Here is a 19315-nt window from a genome sequence, read left to right on the forward strand (position 1 = left end):
TTATCGAAGAGATGTTTTAATTTGGTTATATGACTGTTAGCGATTATCGTGCCAACGACGAGATGAAAATAAATAAAACAAAATCAATGTATTAAAAAACACGTCCGGCGTCTCAGCTGTTGCAAATGCGTCAGCGCCTGCGTGGGCGCTGTCGGTTTTGCAGCAAACCGGCGGCGTCCCCCTCTGGTGTCTGCCGCCGGCAAAGGATAAGTTCAAAGCGTCATTTAACGGAGGTCCGCCATGCTCAATCCTGAATCCCTGTCCGATACGCCCGTGCTCATCGACCCGGCGTCGAAAGCGTTTCAGAGCCTGCTGGATAAACTGGCGCCCACGGAAGCCACCGTGCTGATCGTCGGCGAAACCGGCACCGGTAAAGAGGTGGTCGCCCGCTATCTTCATCATCACAGCACGCGTCGCCACCAGCCGTTTCTTGCCGTTAACTGCGGCGCGCTGACCGAAAGCCTGGCGGAAGCTGAACTCTTCGGCCATGAAAAAGGCGCCTTTACCGGCGCGGTGCAGAGCCACCCCGGCTGGTTTGAAGCCGCCGAGGGCGGGACCCTGCTGCTCGATGAGATCGGCGAACTCAGCCTGCCGCTGCAGGTTAAGCTGCTGCGCGTGCTGCAGGAGCGGGAAATTACCCGCGTCGGTTCGCGCAAGGCCATCAAAGTGAATGTGCGGGTCATCGCCGCCACCCATGTCGATTTAGCCCAGGCGATCCGCGAACGCCGCTTTCGCGAAGACCTCTACTACCGTTTGAATATCGCCATTGTGCCGCTGCCGCCGCTGCGCCAGCGCCGCCAGGATATTCCTCAGCTGGCCAATCACTTTTTAACGCTATATGCCCGCCGCCTGGGCCGCCCGACCCGCCGCCTGGCGCCGGAAACGCTGGCGAGACTGATGGACTATCCGTGGCCCGGCAATATCCGCGAACTGGAAAATACATTGCATAACGCGGTTCTGCTCAGCAAAGAGGAGGAGATCACGCCCGCGCAGCTGCGGCTGAGCACGTTGCACGATACGCCGGCGACCGCCACGGACAACGAACTGGATAGTTTTATCTATCAGCAGCTTAACCAACCCGGCGAGGCGCTGTGGGAGCGCATGACCGGGGCGCTGATCCGCGGGGCGATGGCCCGCTGCGATGACAACCAAAGTCAGGCGGCGGCGCTGCTGGGCATCAGTCGCCATACCTTACGCACGCAGCTGGCCAACATTGGACTGATTAAAAGCCGTCGGCGACCAGAAATCCCGCCGCGCCCGCTGTCCGGCGCCGTTTCCGCCGACCGCGAGTTACGAATTGGCTATCAGCGCTTTGGCAATCTGGGCATTTTAAAGGCCCGGCAGAGTCTGGAGAGCGCCTTCGCCCATCTTGGCGTCAGCGTGTTGTGGAGCGAATTTCCCGCCGGACCGCAGCTGCTGCACGCCCTCGCCTGTCACGAAATCGATTTTGGCACCACCGGCGAAGCGCCGCCGGTCTTTGCCCAGTCCAGCAACAGCGAGCTGGTGTACGTGGCGTGGGAACCGCCCGCGCCGCAAAGCGTCGCGATGGTTGTCCCGCAGCATAGCGCGATCCGCACAATTGCCGATTTGCGCGGGAAACGTATTGCGCTGAATAAAGGGTCAAACGTACACTGGCTGCTGTTGCAGATTCTCGAGGAGGCGGGGCTGGGCTTAAATGACGTCAGGATTGTCTACACCCCGCCCAAATACCCGCTGACCGCCAGCGACTATCTGGCGGTGGATGCCTGGATGATGTGGGATCCGCTGTTAAGCGACGCCGAACACACCGGGGAGCTACGGGTGGTGGCCAACGGCGAAGGTCGGGTGCAAAACCATCAGTTCTACCTGTCGCGCCGCGACTACGTGACGCGCCACGGCGATATCATGCAGCGCCTGCTGCACGAGCTGACGCAAACCGGGCAGTTTATCGATCGTCGGCGGGATGAAGCCGCCGGGCTGCTGGCGGCGGAGCTGGGGATTAACGTCGCATCGCTCTCGCTGGCGTTGGCCCGCCGCAGCCATCGCCCGCGGATGATGGACCTCAAAGTGATCCGCGCGCAGCAAACTATTGCCGACCGTTTTTATGCGCTGGGTCTGATTGGCAAGCCGGTATCAGTCCGCGAAGCGGTCTGGTACGGCGAGGCCACCAACAGCGAAGCGGGCCTGCTGCTGCACGCCGAGTAAGCCTCTTTGCGGCGCCTCTTCCCGAATGACCCCGTGCCGATAGCCTCTCCGCCACGGCAATGATACCCTTAAGGTTCTGTGAATAAGGGCCGGTTTCGACAGGCTCGCCAGGAGGTATCTGTGGCCGTTCATCTGTTAATTGTCGACGCACTCAATCTGATCCGCCGCATTCATGCGGTGCAGGGGTCCCCCTGCGTTGACACCTGCCTGCACGCGCTGGAGCAGCTCATCATTCATAGCCAGCCCACCCATGCCGTGGCGGTTTTTGATGACGAAGATCGCGCGCAGGGCTGGCGACACCAGCGCCTGCCGGAATACAAAGCCGGACGCGCGCCCATGCCGGAAACCCTCGACGCCGAAATGCCCGCCCTGCGCGCGGCCTTTGAGCAGCGCGGGATCCGCTGCTGGGCTTTAGCAGGCAACGAGGCGGACGACCTCGCCGCCACGCTGGCATGCAAAGTCGCCCATGCCGGACATCAGGCGACGATCGTCTCGACCGATAAAGGCTATTGCCAGCTGCTGTCGCCGACGATTCTGATCCGCGACTACTTTCAGAAACGCTGGCTGGACGCCCCTTTCATCGCCAACGAGTTCGGCGTCACGCCGGAGCAGTTGCCTGATTACTGGGGACTGGCGGGAATAAGCAGTTCAAAAGTCCCGGGGGTCGCCGGAATCGGACCGAAGAGCGCGGCGCAACTGTTAACGGAGTATCAGGATCTGGAGGGCATCTATGCTCAGCTGGCAGAAGTGCCTGAAAAATGGCGTAAAAAACTGGAAGAGCATAAAGAGATGGCCTTTACCTGCCGCGAGATAGCCCGCCTGCAGACCGATTTACAGCTCGACGGCAATTTACAGCAGCTGCGGCTGGCCCCCCAGGCGTAACAGACAGGGCGAAGCCGCCCGGTGATGTAGCCTGCAATCGTACAGGCCAGGATTGACCATCTGTGATGTGACGCACATTGTTTCGGATGCGCAGATGGTGGCAGAACCCGGATAACGAAGCCGTTATCCGGGACGCGACGCGGGCTTAGCGTTCGTCGCGACGACCGCCAACGGCCGCCCACAGGCGACGGACGTGAACGGTCACTTCTTCACGGTCGTGATACAGCTGGCGCGCCTGGATCTGGGCATTAACCCCGTGTTCATCCAGCTGTTCCTGGATATAGGCGAGGTTACGCGACAGCTCTTCATAGCGCTTTTTCATCGGCAGCTTCAGGTTAAAGATGGTTTCCCGGCACCAGCCGTTCACCAGCCACTGCGCCATCAGCGCCGCCACTTTCGCCGGTTTCTCCACCATATCGCACACCATCCATGAGATGTTGTTGCGCGTTGGACGATACTTGAAGCCATCTTCACGCAGCCAGGTCACCTGTCCGGTATCCATCAGACTCTGCGCCATCGGGCCGTTATCCACGGAAGAGACCCACATGTTGCGTTTCACCAGCTGATAGGTCCAGCCGCCGGGACAAGCCCCCAGATCCACCGCATACATCCCGTTGCCCAGACGCTCGTCCCACTCATCTTGCGGGATAAAGACGTGAAACGCCTCTTCCAGCTTCAGCGTAGAACGGCTCGGCGCATCGGACGGGAACTTCAGACGCGGGATCCCCATATAGAACGGCGAGTTGTTGGTGGTGTACGAGTAGCCGGTATAGCAGCAGCCGGGGGCAATAAAGAACACATGCACCACCGGGCGCTTCGGCGTTTCATAGTTAGTGAGCACGCCCGCGTCACGCAGCGCCGCGCGCAGCGGTACCGTCAGCTTACGGCAGAACCTCATCAGCTCTTTGCTTTCATTGGTATCGGCCACTTCCACCCGCAGATCGCCGCCCTTCTCGACCACGCCCTGCAGCATCCCGACGATCGGCGTGATGCGATCTTCCGGCGGCAGGTCGCGCAGCAGTTCGCCGGCTACAAACATCTGACGGGCGAAAACCAGCGAGCTGAACGGCAGTTCACGCACCAGTTTGTCGCCATCTTCCATCTGATAGCACTCAAAAATGACATAGCCGGAGTCTTCTTTCACCCGGGCAAAACCAAACACCTCAAGGCGGGAGGCCTTATCGGTAATTTCTGCTGCGCACTCCTTCTCAAACCCGGGGCGACAATAGAGGACAACCTTATTCATGAACAACGCCCTTACGTTTCAGACGAATTGCACCAATTAACATTAAAACCCAACCGGCGAGGAAGCTCACGCCTCCGACCGGCGTTACGAACGCCCACAGGCGTAAATGCGACAGCGCCAGGCAATAGAGACTGCCGCTGAACAAAACGGTACCGAGCGCCATAAAGACGCTGCTCCAGTAAAACCAGATACTGATACGGCGCTGCATCGCCACCGCCAGACCCAAAATAGCCAGGGTATGGAAGGCCTGGTACTCAAGCCCGGTATGAATCCAGGCCATTTCCGCCGCGCCTAACGACCGGCTTAACACGTGCGCGCCAAAGGCGCCCAGAGCAACAAAGATAAAACCGCTTATCGCGGTGAATATCAGCATAAAACGGCTGGTCATGTTTTTACCCTACAATCATTTATTGTTCGTAACGAAAACGAAATTTTTCTTGTTCGCTCGCCGCTTTCGCCAGTATCCATTGTCGGAAAGCGGCTATTTTACCCAGTTCAGCCTGACTGTCATGACAAACGAGATAAAACGCATTCTTACTGACCAGAACATCATTAAACGGGCAGACCAACCGGCCGGCCTCGATTTCGGACTGGGACATCACATTATTGGCCAGCGCGACCCCTTGCCCGTGAATAGCCGCCTGCAGCACCATCGCGCTGTGGCTGAAAATAGGCCCCTGCTGCACATTAATATGGCTTAGACCCAGCTGACGGGTATAAGTTTGCCAGTCGCGGCGGGAAGCGTCGTGCAACAGCGTATGTTGCGCCAGATCCGCAGGGGTTTTCAATGCTTTGTCTCCGGTAAGCAGCGCCGGCGAACAGACAGGCAGCAGATATTCGGCGTACAATTTTTCGACGCGCAGACCCGGCCAGTTGCCGCGACCGTAGAAAATCGCCACGTCGACGTCATCCGCCAGTTTGTCTTCCTGACGGTCCACGGCCTGGATTCTGACATCAATCCCCGGATAAGCTGAGTTAAAGCTTGAGAGTCGCGGCACCAGCCACTGGATAGCAAAACTGGGCAGTAAACTCACCGTTAAGGCCCCTTTCGCGCTTCGCGCCTGCAGTTTACGCGTTGCCTCGGTCAGCTGCGAAAAAATCTCTTTAATATCCTGAAAATAGCTCTGGCCTTCCTCCGTCAGCAGCAGCGATCGATTGCGGCGGCGAAACAGCTTCAGCCCTAGAAAATCCTCTAGTGACTTGATTTGGTGACTTACTGCGGCCTGCGTCACAAAAAGCTCATCTGCTGCGCGAGTGAAGCTTAGATGACGTGCGGCGGCATCAAAAACACGTAATGCATTCAGGGGCGGTAATCGCTTTGACATGGTTATTCTGGCTTAGATGTTAAGGCGTTTTAACAAACAGGAAACAACAGTTAACCTATTAGTTTTTTTTATCTGAGCCATTATAATTTGTCCGTTGAGGTTCTACCAGCAAATACCTATAGTGGCGGCACTTCCTGAGCCGGAACGAAGAGCTTTTTTTGGAATGCGTGTTCCAACAAGCTTTTGGCTTACGGTTGTGATGTTGTGTTGTTGTGTTTGCAATTGGTCTGTGTTTGCAGACCATGGTAGTTAAGCTACCCTTTTCACTTCCTGTACATTTACCCTGTCTGTCCATAGTGATTTAATGTAGCACCGCAACAAGCGGTGCTTTTTTTTGCCTGTCTGCCGCCGCACTGACCAGAATCTCCTCCTCTCTTCCTTATCGCCAGCCTTGCCCTGATGACTAAATTGCGCGACGATCGGCGTATTGCAACGAGGAACTCCATGAACGCATTCAATCCTGCTCACTTTCGCGCCCAGTTTCCAGCGCTGGCCGATGCCGGCGTGTACCTTGACAGCGCGGCGACGACGCTGAAGCCGCTCGCCACGATTGACGCCAGCGACCAGTTTTACCGCCTCAGCGCGGGCAACGTTCACCGTAGCCAGTTTGCCGCCGCACAGCGTCTGACTGAACGCTATGAAAATGCCCGCGAGCGCGTGGCGGCGCTGCTGAACGCTCCGTACGCGAAAGATATCGTCTGGACGTGCGGCACCACCGAAGCCATCAATATGGTGGCGCAGAGCTATCTTCGCCCGCGCCTGCAACCCGGCGATGAAATCATCGTCAGCGAAGCGGAGCACCATGCCAACCTGGTTCCCTGGCTGATGGTCGCAGAGCAAACCGGCGCCCGGGTAGTGAAGCTGCCCATCGGAGCCGATCGCCTGCCCGACGTCGCCCTCCTGCCTTCTCTTAGTACGCCGCGCAGTCGGCTGCTGGCCATCGGCCAGATGTCCAACGTCACCGGCGGCTGTCCGGACCTGGCAACGGCAATCCGCCATGCGCATGACGCCGGTATGGTGGTGATGGTTGACGGCGCCCAGGGGGCGGTGCATTTTCCCGCCGACGTTCAGCAGCTGGATATCGATTTTTATGCGTTTTCCGGCCATAAACTGTACGGACCGACGGGGATTGGCGCGCTGTATGGCAAAAGCGCGCTGCTGGATGCCATGTCTCCCTGGCTCGGCGGCGGCAAAATGATTACCGAGGTCACCTTCGCCGGGTTTGCCACTCAGCCGGTCCCCTATCGTCTGGAGGCCGGGACGCCAAATATTGCCGGCGTCATTGGCCTGAGCGCGGCGCTGGAGTGGCTGGAAGAGACCGATATCGCCCAGGCTGAAAACTGGAGCCGTAGCCTGGCGACGCTGGCGGAAGATGAGCTGGCGAAGCGGCCAGGCTTTCGTTCCTTCCGCTGTCAGGAGGCCAGCCTGCTGGCATTTGATTTCGCCGGAGTGCATCACAGCGATATGGTGACTCTGCTGGCGGAGTCAGGGATTGCGCTGCGAGCCGGACAGCACTGCGCCCAACCGCTGCTGGCGGCGCTGGGCGTCAGCGGTACCTTGCGCGCCTCGTTTGCCCCCTATAATACACAGGATGATGTTTACGCGTTGGTGCATGCCGTTGACCGCGCTCTGGAAATACTGGTGGATTAATGACAACTTCTCACCCTTTTGCTACCGGCATCACCGCAGAGACCTTACGCCAGACGTTTATCCCGCTCAGCCAGTGGGAAGATAAGTATCGCCAGCTGATTTTATTGGGTAAGCGGCTGCCTGCGCTGTCGGATGACCTGAAAGAACGGGCGAAGGAGATTGCCGGCTGTGAAAACCGCGTCTGGCTGGGCCATACCGTTGATGCTGAGGGTAAGCTGCACTTCTTCGGCGATAGCGAAGGCCGGATTGTGCGCGGTATGCTGGCGGTGCTACTCACTGCGGTAGAGGGGAAAAGCGCCGCCGAGCTGCTGGCTCAGGATCCGCTGATGCTGTTTGATGAGCTGGGGCTGCGCGGTCAGCTGAGCGCCTCGCGCAGTCAGGGGCTGAGCGCGCTGAGCGAAGCAGTTCTCGCCGCCGCCCGCGAGGCTTAATTTCTCTTAAACCTCCCCCGGTGGCGCTACGCTTACCGGGGCTACAATCGGCGCTATATCGTCGCCCGGGCAAGGGGTTACCCGCCGCCCGGGTACACCTTCCTACGCCGCCGAGCGGGTCATTCCCCCGGTGGCGCTGCGCTTACCGGGGCTACGGTCTGCGCTATATCGTCGCCCGGGCAAGGGGTTACCCGCCGCCCCGGGTATATCTTCCTACTCCGTCACACGGGTATATCTTCCTACGCCGCCGAGCGGGTCATTCCCCCGGTGGCGCTGCGCTTACCGGGGCTACGGTCTGCGCTATATCGTAGCCCGGGCAAGGGGTTACCCGCAGCCCGGGTACATCTTCCTACTCCGCCGAGCGGGTACATTCCCCGGTGGAGCTGCGCTTACCGGGGCGACGGTCTGCGCCGTATCATCGTCTGGGGAATTACCCGGCTGAATCCGCTTCTCGCTCCGCCTTCGCCAGCATTTTCTTCAGCGCATGGGACACGGCGACAAAACCGAAGGTCGCGGTGACCATCGTCGCTGCGCCAAATCCGGAGGCGCAATCCATCCGTTTCGGGCCATCGGCGGTGCTCTTCATGGCGCAAACGCTGCCGTCGGCCTGCGGATAGACCAGCGCTTCGGTCGAGAAGACGCAATCCACTCCCAGCTTACCTTTGCTGTTCTTCACTACCCCGAACTGACTTTTTAACCGCTCGCGCAGCTTTGCCGCCAGCGGATCCTGGATGGTTTTCGCCAGATCGGCTACCTGAATCTGCGTCGGGTCGATTTGCCCGCCCGCGCCGCCGGTGGTCACCAGCGGCACCTTATAACGGCGACAGTACGCGATTAACGCCGCCTTGGGCCGTACGCTGTCAATCGCATCAATCACATAGCTGAAGCCGACGCCGAGATACTCCGCGACGTTTTCCGGCGTGACAAAATCGTCCACGACCGTCACCCGACACTCGGGGTTAATCAGGCGAATACGCTCGGCCATCACCTCGGCTTTCGCCAGGCCGACGTTGCCCCCCAGGGCATGAACCTGTCGGTTAGTGTTAGTGACGCAGACATCATCCATATCAATCAGGGTAATCGCGCCAATCCCGGTTCTTGCCAGCGCTTCCGCCGCCCAGGAGCCCACGCCGCCGATACCGACCACGCAAACATGCGCACCGGCAAAACATTGCAGCGCTTTTTCACCATATAAACGCGCCGTGCCGCCAAAGCGTTGACGCCAGGCATCGCTGATTACAACAGACATAAAACCTCAGAATGCATCAGGGCCTGCCAGCGCAAGCCCCGTCGTGCGAATAAAAAATAGATGCGACCGCCAGGTAACCCCGGAGGCGGCGCGTTGCGCCAGTCCGGGCGACAAAAAATGGACGGTAGCGCGTTAACCGCTAAAGACGTTGCCGGCGCCCGGGGCATTTTTCAGCACCCAGACGCGACCATAGTGGTTATACCAACCGGCGCGGTGGCCGGCATCTGCGCCGATCCCCTGGTAGATATCGAAGTGCTGGCCTTTAATCGCCCCACCCACATCCAGCGCAACCATCAGACGCAGCTCGTACTGGCCGTTAAACTTGCCTTTATTATCCAGCAGAGGCACTTCCGCCAGCAAGGTCGTTCCCGGCGGAATAATGCTGCGATCGGAAGCCACCGAGGCGCGACCAATCAGCGGCACCGCGCTGGCGCCTTTTACCGGAGCAAAGGACTGCGGTTTAAAGAAGACGAACGACGGGTTCTGTTCAAGCAGCTCGCGAACTTCGGCTTCACTGTGTTTCTCGCCCCATTCCCGGATTGCCTGCATCGACATGTCTTCTTTCTTCACTTCACCGCGATCGATCAGGACTTTACCAATGCTGCGATATGACCAGCCATTTTTCCCGGCATAGCTAAAGAAGTTCAGCGGCGAGCCGTCGCCAAAATCAATATAGCCGCTGCCCTGAACGTCCATAATAAAGTTGTCCATCAGCGAGTTGCTGTAGGCCAGAACATAGGCGTCGCTCAGGCCGCCAGCGTAAATGCTGGCGCGGGACGGCAGCTTACCGCGCTTCGGCGGCATGCGATAAATCGGGTACTGAAATTCACCCTGACGGGTATGGCGCGCCTGCACCACCGGGGTGTAGTAACCGGTGAACTGAACGTTACCGTAGCTATCGGCGCCCTGCATCTGCCAGGCATCAATGCCGAACTGGCTCAGGGTGCGGGTATCACCACCGGCACGCAGCCACTCCTGCAGCGCGTTATAGACGTTGCTCTGGCTATTATAAAGGCGCGGAGACGCGCTGCGGATCTGACGGACCTGCTCGGAGAAGTCCCCGGCGTTAATTGGCGAACCGACCGCATCAGGCTGGTTAACCAAAGAGAACGGCTGGGTAAACTTCCCTTCACTATACTGCTGGCCGCGATCGGTCGGTTTTGAGGAACAGGCGGCGAGCATCGCCAGCATTGCTCCTGTCGCTATATACTTTGCCCAACATCCTTTCATGGTATCTCTTCTTTATGCTGCTTAGCCGCGGTTCGTGATGAGGGAAGATAACAAACCCCCAGGGCTATTGAAATGCGCGAAAGCACCACAAATACAACATTGCGCAAAAAACCAGCCGAAAGTGGTTCTTTATACAGCATTTATTACAAATTTGATGATTTTACTGAAAAAGGGTTGCATCAAAACGCGAGCGGAGTATAGTGCGCTTCCACGGACGCGGGGTGGAGCAGCCTGGTAGCTCGTCGGGCTCATAACCCGAAGGTCGTCGGTTCAAATCCGGCCCCCGCAACCAATTAAAATCAGATAGCAGTAAGCTTTACTCGATGGAAGAGTAAAGACGGACGCGGGGTGGAGCAGCCTGGTAGCTCGTCGGGCTCATAACCCGAAGGTCGTCGGTTCAAATCCGGCCCCCGCAACCAATTTAAAATCTGATGCGCAATTTACTCGATGAAGAGTAAAAACGGACGCGGGGTGGAGCAGCTTGGTAGCTCGTCGGGCTCATAACCCGAAGGTCGTCGGTTCAAATCCGGCCCCCGCAACCAACACAATGAACACCCTGACGGGTGTTTTTTTGTTTCTGCGTACCGCTCACGGTTGCACCAGCGTCCTCTCCCGTTCTCACAACAGACCGACTTACTGGCGTTAGTCAACCGCGCGTTCTCTGTCCGCGTCAAGGCTCGCCTGTTCTTGCCCGCATAATGCCAGACGCGCCATCGCCTTCCGTTGCGCAGCGGACATGGCGCGCTGACGAATAGCCCCGATGCGGCTTATCGTGTTGCCAGACTCACAGCAGAGCCAGCAGGAAAATCAGCTCGCCCAGCTCAATCGCCGCCCCCAGCGTGTCACCGGTTTGCCCGCCCAGCGTACGTTTCAGCAGCTGGCCGAGGATAAAAATGGCCACTATGGCGATCCCCAACGCCACCACGCCGTGCATGCCGGGCAACAATATGGCGGCGAGAATTGCCGCTAAGCCCAACGTGACGCAGGTTTGCCGCCCGTTAACCTTGCCGATAAAGATGTTACCCAGCCCTTCTTCGCGGGCGTAACGATGGCGGTACATCAGCAGCACACAGACGCCACGCCCGGCGGCGCAGGCGGCCGCCAGTGCGGCCAGCACCGACGTTCCACGCAGCGCCAGCTCGCTGACCACCAGCACTTTTGCCAGTAAAACAAAAATAAGCGCCAGTCCGCCGTGGGTTCCCAGTCGGCTGTCGCGCATAATCTCCAGCATCCGTTCCCGACGGCGTGCGGAAAAGACGCCATCGCAGGTATCGGCGAGACCATCGAGGTGAAAACCACCGGTCAACAGCGCCAGCGCTAAAATGCTAAACAGCGCGGCAAGCGGCAGACCGCACCAGGATTGAACGGCAAGAAACACCAGCCCGCTTAACCCTCCCAGCAACGCCCCGACCAACGGGAAAGTGACGATCCCCCGGACATACCGATCGATCTCAAGCCCCTGCGACCAGCGATCCGGCACCGGTAAGCGGCTGAGAAAAGAGAGCGTTGCCCAGAATAATTTGATCATTTAATTTTGACTCCAATACCTGATACCACCAGCCAGACCTCATCCGCTGCCGCCGCCAGGCGCTGGTTAACCCGGCCGGCAATATCGCGAAAATGCCGCGCAAGGCGGTTTTCCGGGACAATCCCCATCCCCACTTCATTGGTCACCAGCACCACTTTTGCCGGGCAGCGCTGGCACGCGGCAATCAGCGAGTGAATCTCATCGTCTATCACCCGCTCCATTGCCGCATAATCCCAGTCGTCCGGGGAGCGCTCGCCCCCCTCGGCAAACAGCATGTTGGTCACCATGGTCGTCATACACTCCAGCAGCACGGCTTCTTGCGGATCGTTATGCGGCGTAATGACCTCATCGAGATGGCGCCAGCGCTCGACGGTGCACCAGTGCGCCGGGCGGCTATCGCGGTGGTGCTGGACCCGCTGGGCCATTTCGTCATCCACGATCTGCGAGGTCGCGAGGTACAAAACCTGCGCTGAATCGGCGATCAGCGCCTCGGCGTGGCGGCTTTTCCCGCTGCGGGCGCCGCCGGTAACCAGAATCAGCATGATGGCTCCTGATGCTGCTGCATAATGCGGTAAATCTTTTCAATATCAATATGCTGGCGCATGGCGGCGGCCAGGATATCGAACTGCTGCGCTTTATATTGCGCATAGTGAAGCGTGGTATCCAGCGCCTCCAGCCCTTTGCGCCGACGCAGGCCGTTGACCAGTGCGCGGGTGAAATCATCGCTGTCGAACAGGCCGTGCAGGTAAGTTCCGAACACCAGCCCGTCGTCCGTCATCGCGCCGTCCGCCGTCTGCTCGCCGTCTTTCTCCCGTTGCATCACCGGACGGCAGCGCCCGTTAAGGGTCGTTTCCCCCATATGAATTTCGTAACCGCGCACCCGCAGGGCAGACGCTCCCGCCAGCCAGTCCGGCAGCGCGCTTGCCATTGTCGCCTCGACCCGAGTGGTGGTTTTATGTCGGGCAAATTGCGTCACTGTGTCGAGCAGGCCGAGTCCGGGCAGCGCTCCCAGACCGGACTCCACTTCATCGACAATCGCCTCACCCAGCATTTGATAGCCGCCACAAATCCCCAGCAGCGGAATCCCCTGCTGATGCGCCTGCAAGATGCCCGTCTCCATTCCGCTGTCGCGCAGCCACAGCAGATCGCCCAGCGTATTTTTACTGCCGGGCAGGATAACCAGATCGGCCTGCGTCAGATCCTGCGGGTGCCGTACATAGCGCACGCGAACATCCGGTTGCGCCGCCAGCGCATTGAAATCGGTGAAGTTTGAGGTATGGGGAAGCTGCACGACCGCGATGTCGATTTCGCGCTGCGCGGTACGCAGATACTTGCCTTTCTGCAGCGCCACGCTGTCTTCATCCTCCAGATCGACCTCCAGCCACGGCAGCACTCCCAGCACGGGGACGCCAGTTAATGCTTCGATCTGTTCGATTCCAGAATAGAGCAGCGCGATATCACCGCGAAATTTATTGATAATGACCCCTTTCACCCTCGCGCGCTCCCGTTCCTCAAGTAGCGCCAGCGTCCCGTAGATCGCAGCAAAGACGCCCCCTCTGTCGATGTCGGCAACAAGGATAACCGGGCACTGCGCCATCTCCGCCATCCCCATATTGACGATATCGCGATCGCGCAGGTTGATCTCCGCCGGGCTACCGGCCCCTTCCAGAACCAGCACCTCATACTCCTGCGCCAGGCTGCGATAGACCGAGAGGATCTGTTCGCGCAGGCGCGGTTTATACTCGTGGTAGCTCACCGCATCCATATCGGTCGCCACTTTGCCCATCAGCACCACCTGAGCTTTCAGGTCGCTGGTGGGTTTCAGCAAGACAGGGTTCATCCGCACGTCGGGTTCGATACCGGCGGCTTCGGCCTGAAAGATCTGCGCCCGGCCCATCTCTTTACCGTCCGCCGTGATCCCCGAATTAAGCGCCATATTCTGCGATTTAAACGGCGCCGTACGCCGGCCATCCTGATAAAAAATGCGGCATAAACCGGCCACCAGCACGCTTTTACCGACATCGGACGCCGTTCCCTGCAACATGATTGCCTGCGTCATGAGCCCTCCTCGCTCGTGTTTTCTCGCATTATTCTCCCATCCTGCTCTGTTTTATGCTGCTACCGCCCCGCTGCCAGAAGGCCATGCGGATCTCTTCTCAGGCCATCCCTGTCCATAGATACCGCACGGCCATAAACATCGCCAGCGCCAGCGTCGAGGCGACCCACATCAGGCGCAGGGCGCGAGGAATATCCTCGACCGAAATATCGCGTACGGCGTCGCCAATCCAGGGTTTGTCCACCCGCTGGCCAAAATAGTCATTCGGGCCGCCGAGTCGGATACCTAACGCGCCGGCGACGCTGGCTTCCGACCATGCGCAGTTGGGGCTGCTGTGTTGATAGCGATCGCGCCAGCCAATACGCAGAGCGCCCGCGCCGTCGTAGCGACATAGCCACGCCGCGAGGCTCAACAGCAGCCAGCTCAGACGCGCGGGAAGACAGTTCGCCACATCGTCAAGCCGGGCGCTGACCATACCAATGGCGCGATATTTTTCATGTTTATACCCCACCATGGAGTCGAGGGTGTTGACCGCTTTATAGGCCATCGCCAGCGGCGCGCCGCCCAGCAGCAGGAAGAACAGCGGCGCAATAATGCCATCGACGGTGTTTTCTGCAACCGTCTCCACCACCGCGCGATTTATCTGTTCCGGTTGTAGCCGCGCGGTCTCGCGCCCGACAATCCATGAGAGCTTTTCCCGGCTTAGCGCCACATCGCCCGCGCGCAGCGGGCGTTCGACTTCCCGTGCGGAATCCGCAAGGCAACGTCCGGCCAGGACCGTAAAGATCATCCACACTTCAACGCCCCAGCCCAGCCAGGGATGGAGGCTTGCCGCCAGTTTCAGTACGCTCCAGGCGAGGAGCCAGGTCAGGCCGACCACCGTCAGCCACATCAGCGCGCCGCCGACGCGCAGCGCGCGGTCGCTATGGCAATACCAGCGCACGATACGTTGAGTCAAGGTGATGAGATTGCCTATCCAGCGTACCGGATGCGGCCAGCGCGGCGGGTCGCCGATGATAAAATCGAGAATCCAGGCCACGCACCAGGCAAGTAGCGTCATCGCCCGGGCCTCGTAGCCGCCAGCATACGGGCGCCAATGGATGAATGCAGTCGTACCGCCATACCCTGTTCCTGTTCAGGGTGGTCGGGGTGTCACAGTGCGCCTGACGCCGTTTGGCGACGGCACGCATCTGAGCCCCACTTCCCACCGAAGTTGTTGGTCATGACCGACAGACAGGTTTGCTGGCTTAGCGTCTTCCTCGCCCTTTCCGGATCAGCGGCCGGTGGGATTTACGGGGTTGTCAGCATGACAGCCGCGGGGCTGCGACCTGGCACCTGTTGGTCTCCTGCCGCTGCATGCGGGCTCTCGTCAGCCGGGGAGTCTGAAACAGCAGGCGGCCTATTATGCCATACGCCGGAGCCGGTCGCTTGCCGTCAGACGGCGGCGGCGAGGATGGCGCTGAGTGCCGTAAGCAGCTGCTGATTCTCCTCAGGGCTGCGAATCGCCACGCGATAATAGCCGTTTTCCAGTCCCGGATAGTTAGCGCAGCTGCGAACCAGAATATGCTGTTGCAGCAACGCCTGTTGCAGATCGAGCCCCGGGAGGTGGCAACGTAAAAAAAGATAGTTCGCCCGCCCGGGATACACGGTCAGGCCGGGAAGCTGGCGGAGGGTCTGATAAAAGCGGCTTCCCTCCTGCGCCAGCCATCGCCAGGTGGCCTGCTGATAGGCGCGATCCTTAAGCGCTATTGCCCCCGCCAGAGCGGCAAACGCATTGATCGACCACGGCATTTGTTTCTCACGCAGTCGGGCCACCGCCCGCTCGTCGCTGTTAACCAGATAGCCCAGACGCAGGCCGGGAATGGCGTAAAATTTGGTGAGCGAGCGGAGCACCCAGATATGCGGATTATGCTGTAGAAAGGGGATAAATCCCGGCTGCTCGGGAATGAAATCGATAAACGCTTCATCAAGAATAAGCGCGATGCCGGCGTCCCGGCAGCGGGCGGCAATCGCGTCAAGCAGCGGGCGTGCCGGCAGCAGGCCGGTCGGATTATTGGGCGTACAGAGGAACAAACAGTCCAGCTCTGGCGTCAGCACATCGAGAATCGCGTCGGTCAACTGCCAGCCATCCCCTTCACGCAGCGCGAACTCGAGGAGAGTGCAATCCACCGTCTGCAGCGCGCGGCGATATTCCGCAAAACCGGGCTTCACCACCATCGCCGTGCGCGGCTTCAGCCCGTGCACGAGCGTAAAAATGGATTCGGTTTCGCCATTGCCAGCCAGCACCCACGATGCGGGAATACGGTGGTGTTCCGCCAGCGCAAGGTGCAGCTGCTGGTATTCAACGTCAGGGTAGCGCTCCGCCAGGGCAAGATTATCGATAAGCGCACGTCTGACGCTTTCCGGCATGCCAAGAGGATTAATATTGGCGCTGAAATCCCGCAGCTGCTGCGCCTCAATGCCCAGCAGCGCAGCGGCTTCCCGGGTATTACCGCCGTGCACGCTCTTCAGTAGCGCCATCTTCCGCTCCCGTATTATCCGCGCCTTGCCAGCGTGGCGCCGTCGGCGAAGTAGGCTTTAATCCCCGCCAGAATCGACTCCGCCACCTGCTGCTGGAAGGTTGCCGTTTTCAGCTTCCGCTCTTCTTCGACGTTACTGATAAACGCCGTCTCCACCAGGATCGACGGAATATCCGGCGCTTTCAGCACCGCAAAGCCCGCCTGCTCGACCTGATTTTTATGCAACTTATTGATTCCGCCCATTTTTTGCAGAACCGCTTTACCAAACTTCAGGCTATCGGCGATGGTCAGCGACTGCACCATATCGAACATCGTATGGTCGACATAGCGATCGCCGCTCTTGCTGACGCCCCCGATCAGGTCAGAGGCATTCTGGGTCTGCGCGAGGAATTTCGCGGCGGTACTGGTGGCGCCTTTGGTTGACAGGGCAAATACCGAGGAGCCTCGCGGCTGTCGGCTGGTAAAGGCATCGGCGTGAATCGACACAAACAGGTCAGCGCGCTGCTTTTGCGCTTTGGCCACGCGAACCTTCAGCGGAATGAAGACATCTTCATTGCGGGTCATGTAGGCGCGCATGTTGCCCTCTTTTTCGATCAGCGCCCGTAGCCGACGGGCAATCTGCAGCACCACATCTTTCTCACGGGTATGGTATTTGCCGATCGCGCCGGAGTCTTCGCCGCCGTGGCCTGGGTCAAGCATGATAACGATAGGCCGATCGCGCCCGGCTTTACCCGGCTTCGGCCCGCTTTCTGCCGGAGGAACCTGACGTTCAAGATCGCCCTTGTTGTAATCTTCCAGTAACGCCAGTAGCGGATCCTGAACATCGGTGGCGTTCGCAGGATAGAGATCCATCACCAGACGTTCTTTAAAGCCGGCCACCGGCGCCAGGGCAAAGAGCTGCGGTTTGATGTTCTGCTTGAGTTCAAAGACCATGCGCACGGTTTGCGGATCAAACTGGCCGACGCGCGCGGACTTAATATAAGGGTCATCATCGCGAATACTCGCCCCCATCCCCTTTAACACGGAGTTAAGATTGACGCCTTCGAGATCCACCACCAGCCGTTCCGGATTGCTCAACGCAAACTGCCGATATTTCAGCACATGACTGGATTCTACCGTTACACGCGTATAGGTCGACGACGGCCAGACGCGCACGGCGACGACCTGCGCGGCAGCCGCTAAACCCAGCGGGCTGACGCTCATTAACCACATTGCGCCTGCCCCCTGTAAAAAACGACGACGGCTTAATCCTGACTTGTATCCCGGCATGCCACTCCCAAGCAAAAAAACGTATTCGAACTCAAAACAGACAGATTGACCGGAAACTTTAACGAAAGCTGCATAACCTGTCATCAATAAAAGGGTAAACAATCTCAGGCAATACGCATTTGATCACAGATTTTTCTCAGTTTCGTCGCAAATTTAGACTTGCGTTTAGCTACGAAACAGAATAAAAATACACTAATTACGAATAATCATGCATTGAGGGTTGAGTCATGGTGAAGGAGCGTCGCACCGAACTGGTAGAAGGATTCCGCCATTCTGTCCCCTATATTAACGCTCATCGGGGAAAAACGTTTGTCATCATGCTCGGCGGAGAAGCAATCGAGCATGAGAATTTCTCCAGTATTGTCAATGACATTGGCCTTTTGCATAGCCTGGGCATCCGCCTGGTGGTGGTCTATGGCGCGCGCCCGCAGATTGACGCCAATCTGGCAGAGCATCACCACGAGCCGGTCTACCATAAACAGACCCGCGTCACCGATGCCAAAACCCTTGAACTGGTCAAGCAGGCTGCGGGCATGCTGCAGCTGGAAATTACCGCGCGTCTGTCGATGAGCCTGAATAACACCCCGCTGCAGGGCGCCCATATCAACGTGGTGAGCGGCAACTTTATTATCGCTCAGCCGCTGGGCGTCGACGACGGCGTGGATTATTGCCATAGCGGGCGCATCCGCCGTATTGATGAAGAGGCGATCCATCGCCAGCTGGATAACGGCGCTATCGTGCTGATGGGCCCGGTTGCCGTTTCGGTCACCGGCGAAAGCTTCAATCTGACCTCGGAAGAGATTGCCACTCAGTTGGCCGTTAAGCTGAAGGCCGAAAAGATGATCGGTTTCTGCTCTTCGCAGGGGGTTTACAACCAGGATGGGGTGATTGTTTCCGAACTGTTCCCCAACGAAGCTCAGGCGCGCGTGGAAGAGCTGGAGGCGGAAGAGGATTACAACTCCGGCACGGTGCGTTTTCTGCGCGGTGCCGTGAAGGCCTGTCGCAGCGGCGTGCGGCGTTGTCACCTGATCAGCTATCAGGAAGACGGGGCGCTGCTGCAGGAGCTGTTCTCACGCGACGGTATCGGCACCCAGATCGTCATGGAAAGCGCCGAGCAGATTCGTCGCGCTACCATTAACGATATCGGCGGTATTCTTGAGCTGATTAGCCCGCTGGAGCAACAGGGCATTCTGGTGCGCCGCTCCCGCGAGCAGCTGGAGATGGAAATCGATAAATTCACGATTATTCAGCGCGATAACACCACGATTGCCTGCGCCGCGCTCTATCCGTTCCCGGAAGAGAAAATCGGCGAAATGGCCTGCGTCGCGGTGCATCCGGACTATCGTAGCTCATCGCGCGGGGAAGTGCTGCTGAACCGCATTGCCACCCAGGCGAAGCAGATGGGATTGAGCAAATTGTTTGTCCTTACCACTCGCAGTATTCACTGGTTCCAGGAGCGCGGCTTCACGCCGGTCGATATCGATCTGCTGCCGGAAAGTAAGAAAGAGATGTACAACTACCAGCGCCGCTCCAAAGTCATGATGGCCGACCTCGGCTGATGTCACCTCCGCCCCGAAGCCACGCAAGCGGCTGAAAGCTAAGCCTGCTTAGCCCCGGATGGCGGCGTAAACGCCTTATCCGGGCTACCGGTCTCATGTAGCCCCGGTAAGCGTAGCGCCACCGGGGAGCCATTCCCGGGCCGCGGCAGGTCCCTCCCCGGATGGCGGCGTAAACGCCTTATCCGGG

The 19315-nt window shown here is 58.8% G+C and carries 16 protein-coding genes and 3 tRNA genes; 8 read left to right on the forward strand and 11 right to left on the reverse strand.

Going from position 1 to position 19315, the window contains the following annotated elements:
- Positions 1-240 precede the first annotated feature (240 nt).
- Both FNY10_RS20185 and xni read left to right on the forward strand, forming a co-directional pair.
- Positions 241-2184, forward strand: coding sequence for a sigma-54-dependent Fis family transcriptional regulator (locus tag FNY10_RS20185; RefSeq protein WP_141963629.1), 1944 nt, complete (start codon positions 241-243; stop codon positions 2182-2184).
- A gap of 120 nt (positions 2185-2304) precedes the next feature.
- Complete coding sequence (gene xni / locus FNY10_RS20190) at positions 2305-3066, forward strand: flap endonuclease Xni (protein WP_141963626.1); 762 nt, start codon at positions 2305-2307, stop codon at positions 3064-3066.
- A gap of 145 nt (positions 3067-3211) precedes the next feature.
- Here xni and rlmM read toward each other — a convergent pair whose 3' ends face one another.
- From rlmM to gcvA, 3 genes are read right to left on the reverse strand one after another with little or no spacing between them, the layout of a single operon-like run.
- Positions 3212-4312: a 23S rRNA (cytidine(2498)-2'-O)-methyltransferase RlmM gene (gene rlmM / locus FNY10_RS20195; protein ID WP_141963624.1), complete on the reverse strand. Its 1101-nt coding sequence runs from the start codon at positions 4310-4312 to the stop codon at positions 3212-3214.
- Positions 4305-4700, reverse strand: a complete 396-nt coding sequence (locus FNY10_RS20200) for a DUF423 domain-containing protein (RefSeq protein ID WP_100684494.1) — start codon at positions 4698-4700, stop codon at positions 4305-4307. Before FNY10_RS20200 ends, rlmM begins: the two co-directional genes overlap by 8 nt.
- A 19-nt stretch (positions 4701-4719) precedes the next feature.
- Positions 4720-5637 (reverse strand): glycine cleavage system transcriptional regulator GcvA, encoded by a 918-nt coding sequence (gcvA, locus tag FNY10_RS20205; protein WP_015585849.1) that lies wholly within the window; start codon positions 5635-5637, stop codon positions 4720-4722.
- Between the two features lie 444 nt (positions 5638-6081).
- Between gcvA and csdA the strand changes: the two genes are divergently transcribed.
- Positions 6082-7287: a cysteine desulfurase CsdA gene (gene csdA, locus FNY10_RS20210; protein ID WP_141963620.1), complete on the forward strand. Its 1206-nt coding sequence runs from the start codon at positions 6082-6084 to the stop codon at positions 7285-7287.
- Positions 7287-7718, forward strand: a complete 432-nt coding sequence (csdE, locus tag FNY10_RS20215; protein ID WP_131048676.1) for a cysteine desulfurase sulfur acceptor subunit CsdE — start codon at positions 7287-7289, stop codon at positions 7716-7718. The genes csdA and csdE overlap by 1 nt, the downstream gene beginning before the upstream one ends.
- Before the next feature lie 430 nt (positions 7719-8148).
- Here csdE and tcdA read toward each other — a convergent pair whose 3' ends face one another.
- Complete coding sequence (gene tcdA / locus FNY10_RS20220) at positions 8149-8967, reverse strand: tRNA cyclic N6-threonylcarbamoyladenosine(37) synthase TcdA (RefSeq protein WP_131048675.1); 819 nt, start codon at positions 8965-8967, stop codon at positions 8149-8151.
- 132 nt (positions 8968-9099) lie between these two features.
- Positions 9100-10197, reverse strand: coding sequence for a murein transglycosylase A (gene mltA, locus FNY10_RS20225; RefSeq protein ID WP_100684490.1), 1098 nt, complete (start codon positions 10195-10197; stop codon positions 9100-9102).
- A gap of 215 nt (positions 10198-10412) precedes the next feature.
- On the opposite strand from mltA, the gene FNY10_RS20230 reads away from it, so the two are divergent.
- From FNY10_RS20230 to FNY10_RS20240, 3 genes are all read left to right on the forward strand, one after another.
- Positions 10413-10489 (forward strand) — tRNA-Met (locus FNY10_RS20230).
- Between the two features lie 50 nt (positions 10490-10539).
- Positions 10540-10616, forward strand: a tRNA-Met gene (locus tag FNY10_RS20235).
- A 46-nt stretch (positions 10617-10662) separates the two neighbouring features.
- A tRNA-Met gene (locus FNY10_RS20240) sits at positions 10663-10739 on the forward strand.
- A gap of 242 nt (positions 10740-10981) precedes the next feature.
- On the opposite strand, the gene cobS is transcribed toward FNY10_RS20240, so the two are convergent.
- The 6 genes from cobS to amiC all read right to left on the reverse strand — a co-directional run bounded on the left by cobS (position 10982) and on the right by amiC (position 17569).
- Positions 10982-11725 (reverse strand): adenosylcobinamide-GDP ribazoletransferase, encoded by a 744-nt coding sequence (gene cobS, locus FNY10_RS20245; RefSeq protein WP_131048674.1) that lies wholly within the window; start codon positions 11723-11725, stop codon positions 10982-10984.
- A complete protein-coding gene (gene cobU, locus FNY10_RS20250) occupies positions 11722-12267 on the reverse strand; it encodes a bifunctional adenosylcobinamide kinase/adenosylcobinamide-phosphate guanylyltransferase (protein WP_141963618.1) in 546 nt (181 codons plus the stop codon). The genes cobS and cobU overlap by 4 nt, the downstream gene beginning before the upstream one ends.
- On the reverse strand, positions 12261-13784 hold the full coding sequence (locus FNY10_RS20255; protein ID WP_160703196.1) for a cobyric acid synthase: 1524 nt from the start codon (positions 13782-13784) through the stop codon (positions 12261-12263). The genes cobU and FNY10_RS20255 overlap by 7 nt, the downstream gene beginning before the upstream one ends.
- A 97-nt stretch (positions 13785-13881) precedes the next feature.
- Entirely contained in the window at positions 13882-14841 is a 960-nt protein-coding gene (gene cbiB / locus FNY10_RS20260; protein WP_141963614.1) for an adenosylcobinamide-phosphate synthase CbiB, read from the reverse strand.
- A 374-nt stretch (positions 14842-15215) separates the two neighbouring features.
- Positions 15216-16301: a threonine-phosphate decarboxylase CobD gene (gene cobD, locus FNY10_RS20265; RefSeq protein ID WP_141963612.1), complete on the reverse strand. Its 1086-nt coding sequence runs from the start codon at positions 16299-16301 to the stop codon at positions 15216-15218.
- A gap of 14 nt (positions 16302-16315) precedes the next feature.
- Complete coding sequence (amiC, locus tag FNY10_RS20270) at positions 16316-17569, reverse strand: N-acetylmuramoyl-L-alanine amidase AmiC (protein ID WP_100684484.1); 1254 nt, start codon at positions 17567-17569, stop codon at positions 16316-16318.
- A 227-nt stretch (positions 17570-17796) separates the two neighbouring features.
- On the opposite strand from amiC, the gene argA reads away from it, so the two are divergent.
- Complete coding sequence (gene argA / locus FNY10_RS20275; protein WP_004867060.1) at positions 17797-19128, forward strand: amino-acid N-acetyltransferase; 1332 nt, start codon at positions 17797-17799, stop codon at positions 19126-19128.
- Positions 19129-19315: the final 187 nt, after the last annotated feature.

Origin of the sequence: Klebsiella sp. Lac1 (genome assembly GCF_009825425.1) — a bacterium.
GTDB lineage: Bacteria > Pseudomonadota > Gammaproteobacteria > Enterobacterales > Enterobacteriaceae > Klebsiella > Klebsiella electrica.